Annotated in this window: 12 protein-coding genes; 2 read left to right on the top strand and 10 right to left on the bottom strand. The window is 26.6% G+C overall.

The window, feature by feature from the left end:
- Positions 1-6: 6 nt before the first annotated feature.
- Positions 7-2,994: a transcription-repair coupling factor gene (mfd, locus tag ABLL_RS02785; protein ID WP_014473263.1), complete on the bottom strand. Its 2,988-nt coding sequence runs from the start codon at positions 2,992-2,994 to the stop codon at positions 7-9.
- Positions 2,994-3,299 (bottom strand): hypothetical protein, encoded by a 306-nt coding sequence (locus tag ABLL_RS02780; protein WP_014473262.1) that lies wholly within the window; start codon positions 3,297-3,299, stop codon positions 2,994-2,996. The genes mfd and ABLL_RS02780 overlap by 1 nt, the downstream gene beginning before the upstream one ends.
- Before the next feature lie 161 nt (positions 3,300-3,460).
- Between ABLL_RS02780 and ABLL_RS02775 the strand changes: the two genes are divergently transcribed.
- Positions 3,461-3,697 (top strand): hypothetical protein, encoded by a 237-nt coding sequence (locus ABLL_RS02775; protein WP_014473261.1) that lies wholly within the window; start codon positions 3,461-3,463, stop codon positions 3,695-3,697.
- A gap of 23 nt (positions 3,698-3,720) precedes the next feature.
- Here the strand turns inward: ABLL_RS02775 and ABLL_RS02770 are convergent, their stop codons facing one another.
- The 7 genes from ABLL_RS02770 to ABLL_RS02735 all read right to left on the bottom strand — a co-directional run bounded on the left by ABLL_RS02770 (position 3,721) and on the right by ABLL_RS02735 (position 13,908).
- Positions 3,721-4,428, bottom strand: a complete 708-nt coding sequence (locus ABLL_RS02770) for a DUF445 family protein (RefSeq protein WP_014473260.1) — start codon at positions 4,426-4,428, stop codon at positions 3,721-3,723.
- Between the two features lie 80 nt (positions 4,429-4,508).
- Positions 4,509-8,060 carry an esterase-like activity of phytase family protein gene (locus ABLL_RS15160; RefSeq protein WP_014473259.1) on the bottom strand — a complete coding sequence of 1,184 codons (3,552 nt, stop codon included), beginning with the start codon at positions 8,058-8,060 and terminating at the stop codon, positions 4,509-4,511.
- A 175-nt stretch (positions 8,061-8,235) separates the two neighbouring features.
- On the bottom strand, positions 8,236-8,547 hold the full coding sequence (locus ABLL_RS02755) for a hypothetical protein (protein ID WP_014473258.1): 312 nt from the start codon (positions 8,545-8,547) through the stop codon (positions 8,236-8,238).
- Entirely contained in the window at positions 8,544-9,026 is a 483-nt protein-coding gene (locus ABLL_RS02750) for a DUF1007 family protein (protein WP_014473257.1), read from the bottom strand. The genes ABLL_RS02755 and ABLL_RS02750 overlap by 4 nt, the downstream gene beginning before the upstream one ends.
- Positions 9,023-9,754: a nickel/cobalt transporter gene (locus ABLL_RS02745; RefSeq protein WP_014473256.1), complete on the bottom strand. Its 732-nt coding sequence runs from the start codon at positions 9,752-9,754 to the stop codon at positions 9,023-9,025. The genes ABLL_RS02750 and ABLL_RS02745 overlap by 4 nt, the downstream gene beginning before the upstream one ends.
- Positions 9,751-11,505 carry a hypothetical protein gene (locus ABLL_RS02740; protein ID WP_014473255.1) on the bottom strand — a complete coding sequence of 585 codons (1,755 nt, stop codon included), beginning with the start codon at positions 11,503-11,505 and terminating at the stop codon, positions 9,751-9,753. The genes ABLL_RS02745 and ABLL_RS02740 overlap by 4 nt, the downstream gene beginning before the upstream one ends.
- A gap of 96 nt (positions 11,506-11,601) precedes the next feature.
- Positions 11,602-13,908, bottom strand: a complete 2,307-nt coding sequence (locus ABLL_RS02735; protein WP_014473254.1) for a hypothetical protein — start codon at positions 13,906-13,908, stop codon at positions 11,602-11,604.
- Between the two features lie 156 nt (positions 13,909-14,064).
- On the opposite strand from ABLL_RS02735, the gene ABLL_RS02730 reads away from it, so the two are divergent.
- Positions 14,065-15,777, top strand: a complete 1,713-nt coding sequence (locus tag ABLL_RS02730) for a lysophospholipid acyltransferase family protein (RefSeq protein WP_014473253.1) — start codon at positions 14,065-14,067, stop codon at positions 15,775-15,777.
- Between the two features lie 28 nt (positions 15,778-15,805).
- Here the strand turns inward: ABLL_RS02730 and ABLL_RS02725 are convergent, their stop codons facing one another.
- Positions 15,806-16,321: a rhodanese-like domain-containing protein gene (locus ABLL_RS02725; protein ID WP_014473252.1), complete on the bottom strand. Its 516-nt coding sequence runs from the start codon at positions 16,319-16,321 to the stop codon at positions 15,806-15,808.
- Positions 16,322-16,356 lie beyond the last annotated feature (35 nt).

Genomic DNA, 16,356 nt, shown 5'->3' with positions numbered 1-16,356 from the left:
CCCTTTTTACTTTCTCAAATACTTCAAAGTTGTATTTATAATATCGTCATCATCTTTACTTGGTGATTTTATACTCTCTTTTGTATCATCAGATTTTGTAAATGTGATATTCATTTCATACGAACTAATAGTTTGAATTCCAAGTTTTAAAGCTAAGATTTTTATAATAATTAACTCTATAAACTGTTTTGTTACAACATCTGGTTTTCCAAATCTATCTTCCATTTCTTCTTCGATACTATAAACCTCTTGAATATCAATAGCCTTACTTAGTCTTCTATAAAGTTCAAGTCTCACTCTATCTTCATGAATATAATCATCACTAATATATGCAGAAATTGCTAACTTAATATCAACAGATTTTTTTTCTGGTTTATCATCTCCACTAAGACTAGCAAGTGCATCTTCTAACATTTTTAAATATAAACCATATCCTATTTGTTTTATATGTCCACTTTGAGCTTCGCCTATGATATTTCCACCACCTCTGATTTCTAAATCTTGGTGAGCTAAGGCTGTTCCACTTCCTAAATATGAATTTGATTCAAGGGCAACAAGTCTTTTTACAGCATCATCTGTTATTGATTTTTTATCATCAACTATGTAGTAACAATATCCTTCTTTATTACTTCGTCCAACTCTTCCTCTAAGCTGATGTAAATCAGCTATTCCAAATCTATCTGCACCATCAATTATGATTGAATTTGCATTTGGCAAATGGATTCCTGATTCAACTATTGAAGTTGCAAGTAAAATATCGAACTCTTTATTTTCAAAGGCTTCGATAATTTTTTCAGCATTTTCAGGTTTTATTTGAGAGTGAATAATATCTATTTTGATATTTGGAGCAATAGCTTCAATATCAGCTTTTTTTGCTTCAATTGAAGCTATATTATTGTGAACATAAAATAGTTGTCCACCTCTTCTTTTTTCTCTTAAGATTATCTCTTTGATTAGTTTTTCACTATACTCTTTTACATAAGTTCTAACACCTAGTCTTTCACTTGGAGGTGTTAGAAGTGAACTCATACCTTTTAGTTTTGATAAAGCTAGATTTAGAGTTCTTGGGATTGGAGTTGCACTCATAGAAAAAATATGTACATCTTCTCTTAAATGTTTTAATTTTTCTTTTTGTTTTACACCAAATTTATGCTCTTCATCGATGATAACTAAAGCTAAATTAGAAGTTTTTATATCAAGTAAAGAGTGAGTTCCAATAACAAGTTTTATATCACCATTTTCTAAACCTTTTTTAATACTTGTTTTCTCTTTGACTGTTGTTTTTCCATCAAGTTTAGCAACTCTTATTCCAAAACTATCAAGTCTTTTTTGAATACTATGATAGTGTTGCGTTGCAAGAAGTGTTGTAGGACATACAAATATTGCTTGATAACCATCTAAAATAACTGCTAATAATGCATTCATAGCAACTTCTGTTTTTCCAAAACCAACATCACCTGAAAGAAGTCTATCCATAACTCGACCACTACTTAAATCATCAAAAATCTCTTTGATACTTCTTTTTTGGTCTTTTGTATATTCAAATCCAGCACTTTTTGGAAAATCTTCAAGAATTTTTTTATCTGTATTGATTTTTATACCATTTACAAGTTCTCTTGCAGCTGCTAGTTTTATAATATCATTTGCAATTGCAAAAAGTCTATCTTTGACTTTCTCTTTTAGTTTTGCAAAGCTTCCCTTACCAAGTTTATCAACAACTGCATAAGAGTTTCCATCAGCAACATATCTATCTATTAAATCAATATTTTCAACAGGAATTAAAAGTTTATCTTCACCTTGATATTGAACAATAACAAAATCTCTTTTTGCACCCATTACAGTAACAGGTTCAATTCCTTTGTATTGACCAATACCATGTTTTTCATGAACCACAAAATCATTGTATTGAAGTTCATCAAGTACAAGTTTTACTTTTTTCTTTCTTCGTTTTTTTATCTCTTTATTTAAAGAAATTATTACTTCTTCATCACTTACAAGATTTATAATTTGATTATCAAAAATATACTTAATATTTTTATCACTTAAATCTAAATCATAACCTTTTACTTTGGCTTCAGTTCCTGAAATAATAGTGATTTTTTTATCTTTATGAAAAGAGATAAATTCTTTTACATTTGCTGGATTTATCTCTTGATACTTTTTACTATTATAAATTTGTGAAGTTAATAAAAATTTATCTTTATTTATTCTTTTTTCTTCAAAAACATAAACTTCATCTAACTCTTCTAAAGCTTCTTGAGTGATAAATGAACTTAAATTTTGAGGTAAATATTCACCTAAATCATTTAAATACCAAAATCCTAAAGAGTGAATATCTTTTATAAAAGCATCACTTGATACTGTTTGAACTTGTTCATTTATCTCTTCAAAAGATGCTTCATCAAGTGCTAAAAATGCAGGATTTATAGAAAAACTCTCTATTTCCTCTTTTGAAGATTTTTGGTCTTCAATATCAAATTTTCGGATACTTTCAACTTCATCATCAAATAAACTCACCCGATATCCAAAATCACTTCCAAGTGGACAAATATCAATAATATCACCACGAATTGATACTTCTGCTTCACTTGTTACAATATCTACAAAATAATATCCCCAATTGTAAAGTTTTGATTTTAATTCTTCTAAATGTAAAGTATCTGCAAAATTTATTGTAAAACTTTCAAAACATTTTTCTTTTGGAAGAGGATAAGAGATAGTTCGTATTGGAGAAATTAATATTTTATCTTGTTTTTTATATGAATAATAATCACCTAAAGTTTTAGTTATTTCATGTAATTCTTCACTAAAAGAGAGTAAATCATCTCCAAAATTTGCTCTAAAATCAGCTAATAAAAAAGGTTTAAATCCTAAGTAAGAAACTATATCAGAAGCTATTTGAGCTTGTCTATCATCATTTACAATTAAAAGTTGGCACTCTTTTAGTCGTTTTTCATCTTTTAAATTTTTTAAAAATTCATAAATATTTTTCACTATTTTTCTACTTGTACTAACTCAAAATCATTTGTTTCTTTATCATAATAATATGTAGGATAAGGTGTTTCATTTAATAAAAAAATCAAATTTGCATCATTAAATTTATTTTTTTGAAGCCCTTTTTTAAAAATTTCTAAAATATATGCTTTTGTAGAAAATGTTGTAGTTTTAGAGTGAGCTGTATAAACAAAATCTTCACCTTCAACTGGTTTAAAGCCCTCTTTTTTTACATGTTTTTCAAACTTTTCTTTATCTTCCAATCCACCAACATCAAGTAAAACTAATACTTCTATTCCATCCATAAATATCCCCAAAAAATTTTTGGATAATTCTAACATATAAAAGTTTTGTTATTGATTGTAATAAACATTAGCAAAAATTATAAATTTAATGTAAAATTATATTTAAATAATATTCTTTATAATAAGATATATATTATTAATTTCATTTCAAAGGATTTAAAATGAACTATGAATTATTGAGTAAACTTTCTATGGAAGAAGCAGAAAAATATAAAAATGAAGCTCTAATCTTAAAAAAAAGAAATGAAATATTACACAATGAGATTGAAACTCTTAATTTAAAAATAAAAAAACTTGAAGAAGAGAAACAAAGTTTAGAAAAAGATATAGAAGCATATAAAAATGCTTTAGAATTTAAAGAAGAAAAGCAAAAAGAACATTTTACTTACTATTCGTGAGGATTAAAATAAATCCTCACATTTTAAGCAACTAAGGCACTAACCAATCCAATTAGTCCACCAAAAACGGCTCCCCAAATAACTAACCAACCTAAATGTTCTTTGATTAAATTTTGAACTAACTCTTTTACCATTTTAGGAGTAAGCTCTTCAAGTCTTGCATTTACTATTTTGCTTAGTTTTTCATATATATCAGCACTTAAATCTTCTGATTTTAAAGCTTCATTTACTACTTCTTGAAAAGTATCACTAGCAGTTATTGAGATTATTGAAGCTTGAAGTTTTTTTGTAAAAGGTTCTCTTAAAGGCTCTAATGCAGCCTCTCCTCCAAACATACCTAACATTCCACCAAAAGATGACTGCATAACAGATTCTTTTAAAGATTCATATGCTGGTGAAAAATCTGTTTTATTTAAGATTTTTTCAAAGTCTATTGTTTTTTTTGCACTAGATACTTCTTCTTGAAAAAATTTTGTAAGGTTTTCAGGTGTAAAAAATTGGTTCATCAAAAGATTATGAATTGATTGTTTAAAAGTAGAAAATTTACTTTCTATTACTCCACTTCCATATAAAAAAGGAACTTTTTCAAACAACATATGAATTGCAAGTGTATTTGTCACTGCTCCACTTAAAGCAAAAATCCCAATCATATAAATCACATTGTTGTCATTTGAATAACCATAAGCCATGATTAAAACGGTGATTATATTCGTTATGTCAGTTCTGTTCATGATAAATCTTCCTTATGTAAATAAGGAAGATTTTATCATAAGTTTATGAAGTGTTTCATAAACTAAATATCAATAATTATTTAATTTGCACTTAAATCCAAACCATTAATAATATATAAAACATTACTATCAATTACTGATTTATTTGTATCAAGATATTTTTGTTCTAAAATACCATCAGTTGCTGTTACAGCAAAATCATCATCATTTAAAACACCAAGTGTTGAGTTATTAATAAGCCATAAACCTTCCATTTTATCATGAGGATAGTTTGTTTTTGCAACCATATCTAACACTAAAGTTTTCTCAACTGGTTTGATTCCTTTTGATTCTAATCCAGACCAACCATTTGCTAATACATACTCTTCTAATGTACTTCCATCAATTGTTAATCCTAAAGTTGCATCTTGAACCATATTTGTACCTAATGTAACATTTTCAAGTTCAGTACCTGAACTTAATTTGATTTTATATACATTTTTTTGAGTATTTTCAACACCTGAATCTTGTAAGAAATTTTCATCTCTTTCTAATACTAAGAAAGTATCATTATCAATTGCTACTAATTCAGAGTTTGCATTTTGTTTTTTCTCTTGTTTGTATAAATATTGTTTTACTGTTCCATCTTCTAAGTTAACAGCTACAATTCTTGTAATATCAAGATTTTTAACTGAACTTGATGGATTATACATTGTTGATTGCATAATTCCAACTAAAGTTTTTTGATCAGGTGTTATTGCTAAACCTTCCATTCCTCTATTTGCTCTTCTATTTGCAAATTCTGCTGGTAAAGTATATTTGTTTCTTGAATCACTTGCAAATGGATTGATTCTTTCTATCTCTTTTCCTGTTGCATCATAATGAACAATATGTGGTCCATATTCATCACTAATCCAGAAAGTTCCATCTTTCAATACAGCTAATCCTTCACTATCTAAACCATAATCATCTAATCTCATATTTCCTTTTGAATCAACAATTACATTTCCATTTATATCATAAGGAATTTCACCAGTTCCACCTAAAGCACTTGTATTTGGTAAACCTGTGATGTTATTTCCATCTCTATCTTTTAGTAAAATCTCTTTTGTTTTAACTACTTCCCCAGTTGAAGTTACTTTAAAATGTCCAATTCTTGGAGTATAATCAGGTAATGGGAATTTTTTACCTTTTCCTTCTGCTCCTGTAAAATCTGCATTTGGTCCTCTATCTGTTATTGCATAGAAACTATTTGCATCAGCAGGATCTGCTGACATAGCTGAACCATAACCACCATTTCTTATTTCAAAACTATTTCCTAAACCATCTGTTAAATCATTTCTTAATACTGTATAAGGTAATGACGCTCCATTTTTAAATACTTGTGGTGTACTATCTTTTAAATCAGTTAAGTTTTTAAATGGTCCAACATATCCATAAGCAGACTCTCCACCATCAGTTGTATTTAAATTTGGATGTTGAGTTACAACTCCTAAATAACTAAATCCATTTGCAAGATTTGGGAACCAGAATGCTGATGTTGTTTCTGCACCAAGTGGTGTAGTAAATGTTTTTGTTAATTCAGTTGTTTTTGTATTATAAGTCCAAACTACGTTGTTTTTGTGATAAGAAGTATCTTCTCCAATAACTAAAGTATTTGAATTTTCTAAGAAAGATAAATTATCTGGACTTGCTATTGCATTTACATCACAAGAATTTCCTGCATAAGCAGATGAACTGTCATATGACGTTGGAATACCAGCAACTATACCTTGCATATTTTTAACAACATAAGTTGATGCAATTGCTGTATTTGAAGTATCTTTAACTTCTGAAGTTGAAACATCTAAAGAATAAACTGCACCACATTTGTTTGCAGCAATTTTAATATCGTTATTTCCACCTACATCGTATGAACTATTATCTTCCATACCTTTTCTAGCATCACTTATAGAAACATATAGTTTTCCTGCATTTTTATCAAAAGTAATACCTTCTTCTTTATTAAACTCAGTTGTTGCACCTTTTAATGCAGCATATCTTCTTACTTCTAATCTAGAAGCAGCTTTTTCCATTCCTGATTTAATTTTTAAACACTCTTGTCCAGCACTTGTGTTGATTGAAGTAAATCCTGAATCACAAGTTCCATTTGTAGCAGATACTGAATCAAAAATATCAGCAAAAGTTGGAGCATCATTTGTTGTCAAATCTCCATCTGGGTCTAAGATATTTTTAATTTCATCATTTGTTGCATGTCCTAAGTTAATCCAAGTTAAATCAGCACTTCCTGTTCCAACACCAGCTTCTGATGTTTGATTCCATTTTGCTGCGTATAAAGTTCCTGAACTTAAATCTTTTTCAACGTCTGCAACAAACATAAATAATCCTACATTTGTTCCATCATCAGAAAGATATACAGTTTTATTATCTGGCATTACATAAGCTAACTCATGAGAAAATCTTCCCATAGCATAATGTTTTGAATATACTGGTTCATTATTTTCAATTTTAACTTCAGGTGTCCATCCATAATAATATGCACTATATGATTTTTCACCCCAATATTTTGCTAATTCTGTATAATAAGAGTTTCCATCTGGCGATTTTGCATCTGGCTCATACTCTTCTGAACTTAAATGAGAATTCCAAGGAGTTTTTTGACCAGCACAGTGTACAAATCCTCCAAATCCTGCTTTTTGTGAAATATATTTTAAAGTATCTGTTTTAGGTGTTAATTTACCTGTTGATGTATCTTGATTTAATTCAACCATATACATAGAACCCAATGCACATTCAAATTGAGAAATAGCAAAAAGTTTTCCATCAACATTGTGTAAAGATGTAAAGTCCATACCTGAACCTTCACCTGCATTTGTTCCATTACAAATATAAGGACTTCCATCACCAAACGTAATTGGATTATCTAAATAATCTTTTGATTGACCTAAGATTTCACTATTTCCAGTCATTGTAGTTTTCATAATTTCTGTATATGAAATATTTTGAGCTTCACCATTTACATAAGCTTTACTTGAAACTTGTTGAGTTAATTGTTCTTCATTTGTAATAGGAGTTGCTAACTCTTGAAATGATAAAGATACTTTTTTTGCAAATCTATTTGCTACATCAAATTTAATATTATCAATTTTTGAAACTATTGAATCTGTACCTAATTTTGCTTTTAAATTATCAAATGTATCAAATACTAAAGGATTTGTTGTACTTCCTTCTATATCATCTGGTAATTCAAAAGTTTCTGGTAAATTATTTATATCATAAGTAATTCCAGTTTTTTGTGACATCTTAGCAATAATATAAGCTGAAAGCACTTCACTTGATACGCCTTCATTTTGATTTGCTAATTGAGCAATTGTAAGATTTGAACTAGGTGTTGCAGTTAAAGATTTTCCCCCAATAACAAATGTACAAGTTCCATTATCTTCGTAAGTAAATTTACCTTCTGATGTAGTTGTCCCAACAATAGAACCACATGTATAATCAATATTTGCTAAATATGGATTTAATTGTAAAGTCCCTGTACTTGTTGTAGTGGTAGGAGTATTATTATCAGAAGAAGATGAACTTCCACAACCAATAAATGTAAATGCAGCCAATAAAGAACATGCACTCAAACTTAAGTATTTTTTCTTCATTTATATTTCCTTTTAGAGTTTTTAAAACCGGATAATTATAAAAACAACAAATTACAAATTGATAACATTTATCAAAGTGGTATCCAAAGAAAAAAAATTAACTTATTAGAAAGACCTTTATAAAGGACTTCTTAGAAAAAAATAAATATATTAAAAACTAGAAGTGGTATCTTGATTAAAAGACTTTACTATACTTATGTTCAGGAGTTTGTCTTAAATAAAAGTCCAATTTTGTGGGTTTTATATCAGTTTTTATTAAAATAAAATCTTTTAAAAAGGGAAATTTTACATCTACTAAAGTTTCATCTTTCTCATTTAATAAATTTGCATTATATAAACCACATTTATTTTTACTATTACTTTGGCAAATTACCTTTGCTTCTTTTGTATTTTCATTATAAGAAACTTCTAATTCAATTGTATAATTTACAGGATGAGCAACTAAATTATAACTCATTAGTACAATCAATATTAATCCTTTTTTCATTTTGTAACTCCTATACAATAATCATATTCACTTTTTTGAATATCTATTTTTAAATTGGTTTTTAAATCTTCTAATTTATAAGCTAAATAAATTTTTTCATCCATTGTACAAAAAGTAGTTTCACCTTTTAATTCATAAGGAAAATCAAAATATATAGTTAATTTTCTATTTTCATAAACTACATCTACATTTTGAGGAATAATTTCAAACTCTTTTTCTTCATTTTGTAAAAAAATATTGTAATTATTTGCTTTTAACTTATAAAAATTTGCTTTTAGAAATTCTTCTTTTTCATCTTTATCCAAAATCTTATTTTTATTTTTATCAAAATCAAACATTAAAATCTTCGAATTTAAAGCATCAAATTTCCAAAAATTTTTAACTATATTTTCATCTATTTGTAAACTTGAATCTAAAAAATAGTGAGGATGGGCATATAAATTTAAACCACAAAAAAATAGAGCTAGTTTCTTTTTCATACCAATAAAATAATTCCCATACTAAATAACAATAAAATTCCTAAATAGCTAATCTTATTTATTATTGCTTGCAAGTTTCTATTTTCTGAAGATTTTAGTTGAGAAGAGATAATTGCAGCAAGTGAGATTGTCAATCCCATTCCAATGCTCATAAAAATTGCACTTAAAATTCCAAGATTTATATACCCTAAAATTATAGAAAACAAAACTATTGACATAACTCCAGGACAAGGAACTATTCCTATTGACAAAGTCACAGCCAATAAACTTTTATTTCCAATTTTTTGTATTTTTTCTTCTTCATTTCTATCTTTATAAGTTTCATAGAATAAAAATAAGGCGATTAAAATTATAAAAATAGCTGAAACTTTATACATATTTGTATTTATATCTGAAAAATATTTTGTGATTGTATTTTCAAAAAAGATATATAAAGTAAAAGTTATTAATAAAGCAGAAATTGTATGAATAATAGAAGTTAAAAATCCTGCTTTAAAAGCCTCTTTTATTTTTGTATTTTTTGTTAAAAAATAACTTGCGATTACCATTTTTCCATGACCTGGTCCTAAAGCATGAATTAATCCATAAAGAAAGGAAACAGCTAAAATATAAATAAACATACTTTCATCACCTGTTTCTAATCTATCAAAATAATCGCTTATTTGAAGATTTATTTTTTGTTGAGTTCCGATAACAAAGTTTAAAAAAGTATTATATAGTTCTATCATTTTAAAACCTTTTGAAGATTAGTCATTGTTCCTTTTTTTATCTCTTTATGAACATTTTGTGTAGGTTTTATATGAATATCTTTTCCATAAATATAACTTTGTTCATTTACTATTATTTTATATGCTTTATTTAATTCTAAAGCTCTTAGTTTTGAAGGAAGAATCAAATATGAAATATCATTTTTGATTTTTTCTAATTCTTCTAGTTTAAATTTCCATTCTTGAGTTAGTTCAAGTTGTGGATTTTCAAGTTTAAAAATCAAATCTTTTTCTATATTTTTTGTATCTTTTTGCCAATCTTTTTTGAAGAATTTATCCATAATTTCATCATTTGCTCTAAATTCATCTCCTGCACTATTTTCTTTTAAATATCTTACATACTCAGTTTGACCATTTTCTAGTTTTTTATCTGGAATATTTTTAAATCCCTTTTTACTCCAATGATACCAACCAGAATTAAAACTATCTTTTTCAAATTTTCTTTGATATACAAAAGTTGAATCAGCAGTTGAGCCAATATTACTATGACAGCCCATACAAGAAAGTGTTTCTTCATAACTTTGAGGCCTTAAATCTCCATTAGAATCTTCTATAAAACCTTGATAAAACCATCCTCTTTTATTATTTAATCCTGTTTCTAAATTTCCTTTATAAACATCTAATCTATCGGGAAAATCATGTTTTTCTTTTATATCAGCTAAGCCTAAATTACTAAGTTGAGAATATGTATTCCAAGATGTTTTTTTTGCATATCTAAACTCTTTTAATCTACTTGACATTTTAATTTCATCATTTTTGTCGATATCAATATATCTAACGGTATGAGTAAATTCTGTTCCAATTGGATATAAACCAGGTGCAATTAAAAGTTCATTTTTTTCAAGTAATTCTTTTGCTAAACCTACATAACTCATAGAAAAAATTTTAAATTTCTTTGAATCAAAATCGTATTTAGGTTTAAGCCATTTGAAAACTATTTGTGTTGTTTTATCTAAAATTCCATTTTGATTTAAATCTACTCCAAATCTTTTTTCATCTATTTCATCTATATTTATAGTTTTTTGTTTGATTAAAGCTTCAATAATTGAAAGATTTAATTTATAAGTTTCTAAATCAAAATCACCTTTTTCATTACTTTGAAATGGTTTTGAAAGTCTAATCATCACATCATCAGTACTTCCATTTGTTGGCCAAAATGTTCCTAAAAATGGCTGATAAGCAAAAACTCTCCAACCTGTGAATTTTCCACTGTTATCTAAATCAAAACCCTCTTCATTAAAATTAAAATAAATATCAGGAATATAACCATCCCATTTTTTATTGTTATTAGCATCCCAAGTTTCATTTAGATTTTCAAGTTTTGATTTTAATATAATTTCACCATTTTGATTTTTATAATTATCAACTCTAATATATTTTAAAATCTCTTCATCACTAATCTTAGCTACTTCATTTGTTCTATCTTTAAAAAGATTTGTCCAAGGATTTTTTAAAGCATCTTTTGGAAAATCATAACCTTCTTGTAAATCAGCATCGCTTAGAGTGAAATTTGGTTCTTTATTTAAAGTATGGCAGGAAAAACAGGGATTATAAAGAATATTTTCATTTTTTTCATCCACTGTTTTTGTATAACATTGACTAGGAATATATGCCGTTGTATTTAGTGCATTTGTAGATTTTAAATCCAATTCATTTGCAAATATTGAAGAAAATAAAATCATATTTCCTAGTAAAAAACTTCTTTTTATCATAAATGGTAACCTTTTTTATTTTCACAATTCTACTTTGGCTTTATTACAAATTGATAACAGTTATCCATATTGATAAAATATAATTCTCTTTTAATCTCAAAATTTAATAGCACTTATTTCTGTTTTTTTATCTATTTCTACCTCATCATAAACTGTTGCATTTAAAGGTTTAATATGTGCATCTTTACCATAAATATAACTTTGTTCATTTACTATTATTTTATATGCTTTATTAAGTTGTATTGCTCTTTGTACACTAGGATAGATTAAATATGTGATGTCATTTGCAACTTTATCCACTTCACTTTGGATCAAATTTCCATTTGTATCAAAAAATTTATTTTTTATTTCATCATTTGCTCTAAACTCATCTCCAGCTTTATTTTGTTCTAAATAAAAAGCAAATTCACCTTTTGAGTTTGAAAGAGTTCTATCTTTTGTTCCAGTTAAATCTTTCTTACTCCAATGATACCAACTATCTGCACTATCAAATTTTCTAGGGAAAGCAAAAGTTGAATCTGTAATTGCACCAATTCCTGAATGACAACCTATACAAGAAAGTGTTTCTTCATAACTTTGTGGTCTTAAATTTCCATTTATATCTTCTATAAATCCTTGATAATTCCAACCTAAACCAGTTGTCAATCCTGTTTCAATATTTCCCTTAATAGTTCTTAATCTATCAGGAAAAGTATCTTTTTCCTTTATCTCACTTAATGCTGCATTACTAAGTTGAGCATAGGTATTCCAAGTTGTTTTTTTTGCGTATCTTAACTCTTTCATCCTATTGGCTAATTTTATTCCACTTTTATCATCTTTAATTCCAATATATCTAACTGAGTGTAAAAACTCTGTTCCATTTGGATAAAGTCCTGGAGCAATATTAATTTCATTTGTTTCAAGTTTACTTTTTGCAAGACCAACATAATAGTTATAATATATTATCTTTGGATAATTGCTAATTGCATCAGGAGTAATCCATTTATAAACTATTGTTGAAGTTTTATCTAAAATATTATTATGATTTAAATCAACTCCATATTTACTCTCATCAACTTCAAAACCCAAATCTATATCTTTTCTTTTAATCATAGATTCAACAATTGCTAAATTGATTTTATAAATCTCTTTTGAAAAATCACCATTTTCATCTAACATCATAGATTTTGGAAGTCTAATTAATACATCATCTGTACTCCCATTTGTTGGCCAAAAAGTTCCTAAAAATGGACTATATGCAAAAACTCTCCAACCAGTAAACTCACCTTTTTTATCTTTATCAAAACCTTCATCATCAAAGTTAAAATAACAATCAGGTACATATCCACTCCAAACACTATCTTTTACACCATCATATGCAAAATCCCACTCTTTTGGTAAATCATATTTTAGTTTTGTATTTAAAATAATATTTCCATTTTCATCTTTATAGTTATCTTGATTTATATATTCAAGAATTTGATTATCATTTATTGCATTTACTAAAGTTGTTCTATCTTTAAAACTATTTGTAAAAGGATTTTTATAACTATTTTCACTAAAAGCATAACTCTCTTGTAAATCCCAATCATCTATATAATTTGGTTCATCAGAATTTATATGACAAGAATAACAAGGATTATAAACATTTAGATTTTCATCTTGTGTTTTGGTATAACATTGAGGTGAAATGTAAGCTGATTTTTCATTTAAAACTTCAGTTGAAGTCAAATCTGTTCCTATATAACTTGGTAGTTTTTCTCTTAGAATTTTAATATCTTTTATTTCATCTATTGTTTCTAATTCATTTTTTTCTAAAAACTCTTTTGAAGTTAGATTTTCATAGTTTTTCAAATCTATTTTTTCATATTCTTGTTTTAAATCTATTTTATTTAAAGAGATTAATTCAACAATATTTTCTAAAGTTATAGCAGAGTTTAACTCTAAATTTTTATAAATAACATTTGATAAAAGTGCTAACTCTTTTTTTGAAGATGGCAAGTTTAATAACTCTTCTTCACTTAAAGAAAACTCTTTACTTAAAATATTTAGATTATTTTTTTCTCTTATTTTATCTTGATTATAAATAATAGTTGAAATTAATGTAACATTTTTTCCACTACTAGATTTTAATTCAATATCTAAATCAAAATCTGAATCATTTTTTATTCCATCGTTATTAATATCAACAAAACCACCAATTACACTAATTGGATAAGTTATACTATTTTTAAAAACATAACTATTTGTTCCCTTATTCCAAATAGCTATTTGATTTAAAGCATCTTTTACTGTTGCATTTAAAACAGCTCCCCTTTCAACAATAATTGTTGTTGATGTATCGGAAGAATTTGAAGAACTTCCTCCTCCACATCCAACTAAAAAATACGCAGCAATTGTACTTAATAAGACTTTCTTAAACATTTTTTCTCCTACTTTAAAATATTTAAAAAAGTTTAGAATTTGCATTATTATAAAAAATATCGATTACAATTCAATAACTATTTTTACATTTTTTATTTTTTTCTGTCACCTTTTTGTAATCAAACCTTTTTATAATTTTATAAATTAGGAGTATAAATGATAGACATTCAAAAAGAGATAGAAAAAAAATTCCCAAAAATAAAAGAAAAAGAGAATTTTCTAAAAAAATCTTTATTTAAAATTGCAAAAAAAATAGTTCATGAAGATTCAATAAATCAATTTTTATCACAAAATTCACATTTAAAAGGATTTGAATTTGTTGATGCTGTTTTAGACTATTTTGATTTTGACTATACAACTTCAAGTAATGATTTGCAAAATATCCCAACAAGTGGAAAAGTTGTAATTATTGCGAACCATCCTCTTGGTGGACTTGATGCTTTATGTTTATTAAGACTTATTTCACAAATTAGAAAAGATGTAAAAATAGTAGCAAATGATTTTTTAGCTGGTTTTGAAGCTTTAAATTCTTTACTTATTCCAATAGACAACTATAAAATAAGACAATCAAAAACTGATATAAAAAAAATTTACGAAGCTTTAAACAATGAAGAAGCAGTTATTATTTTTCCAGCAGGAGAAGTTAGCCGAGCTACAACAAAAGGGATAAAAGACCCTATTTGGAATAGAGGTTTTTTAAAATTTGCACAAAATACAAATTCACCTATTTTACCAATTTATTTAGATGCTAAAAATTCGAAAACATTTTACACAATATCTATAATTAACAAAACATTTTCAACACTTTTATTATCTCATGAAATGTTCAAAAAGAAATCAAAAAGAATAAATATAAAAGTTGGACAAATTATTCCAAATGAAAATATCACTCCAAAAGGAATAGATAAAAAGTTTTTACTAAATTTATATAGAAAACATCTATATAGTCTAAAAAAAGGAAAAAAATCTTTTTTTGAAACCCAAAGTGCTATTGCACATCCTGTTAGTAGAATTGATTTATTAAATGAATTAAAAAAATCAAAACTAATTGGGCAAACAAATGATGGGAAAAAGATTTATTTATATGATTACACAGAAGATTCAATAGTTTTAAAAGAATTAGGAAGATTAAGGGAATTATCTTTTAGAAAAGTTGGTGAAGGTGTAAATAAAAAAAGAGATACCGATAAATATGATATTTATTATCAACATATTATTTTATGGGATGAAAATGAGCTAGAAATTGTGGGTTCTTATAGAATTGGAAATTCAAATTTTATTTTTAAAAATATTGGCGTAAAAGGTTTTTATTCTAATGTTCTTTTTAGATACACAGAAGAATTTATTCCTTATTTACATGATTCTATTGAATTAGGAAGAAGTTTTGTTCAACCTAAATATTGGGGAACGAGAGCTTTAGATTATCTTTGGTTTGGAATTGGTGCTTATTTAAAAAATAATCCAAATATAAAATATATGTTTGGTCCAGTTTCTCTTAGTGCAACTTTCCCAGCTGTTGCTAAAGATATGTTGATTTTTTATTATAATCATTATTATGGAACAAATGAAAAATTAGTTGAAGCTAAAACTCCATATCAATATTCAAATAATATAAATGATATAAAAGAGCTTTTTGATTTAAATGATAAAAGAAAAGATTTTAAATTTTTAAAATCAGCCTTATCAAATATTGGCGTATCTATTCCAACTTTATATAAACAATATAGTGAAATAGCAGAAGATAATGGCGTTAAATTTTTAGATTTTAATATTGATACAAATTTTGCAGATTGTGTTGATGGATTTATTTTAGTTGAAGTTGAGAAAATAAAAGAGAGTGCAAAACAAAGATATATAGAAAAAGAGTAATATTTTCACTCTTTTTCTACTTTTCTAACTATTTTTTACAGTGTTCAGCGTAATAATTACCAAACTTAGTTTTTGTTCCTTCTTTATCTTCACCTGATGTATATTTTGTAACTACAGGATTACACTCATCTATCCATTTATTAATTCCATAAATTTTTACAGTGTTAAATCCCATTTGTCTAAAAGCTTGAGCTTCAAGTGATGCTCTTGCCGCTGTATTACAAACAACTATTAAATTTGTTTTTACAAACTTTTCATTGTCATCTAAAACAATATTTTCTAAAGCTTTTTCAGGTGCTTCACGTCCTACTCTTTGAGAACCTTTAATAGCAGCTGCTGACCACTCTTCCATAGTTCTTACATCAACAACAGCCCAATCACTTTTTGTTAATGCATCTTTTACTTCTTGAGTAGTTGCATAAAGTCCATCTTTTTTTGCTTCTTCTTTTAATTTTGTTGTTAAATTATGATAATTAACAAAATCAGCAGCAAACATAGTTGATGCTAAAAATCCAGCTGTTAATAAAACTTTTCCTAATTTCATATCTCTCTCCTTATATAAAAACCTCTTACTGATTT

The sequence above is a fragment of the Arcobacter sp. L genome, assembly GCF_000284235.1.
In the GTDB taxonomy this organism is placed as follows: Bacteria; Campylobacterota; Campylobacteria; order Campylobacterales; family Arcobacteraceae; genus Aliarcobacter; species Aliarcobacter defluvii.
Note: the sequence above shows the minus strand (reverse complement) of the source record. Positions and strands in the feature narration are given on the sequence as shown.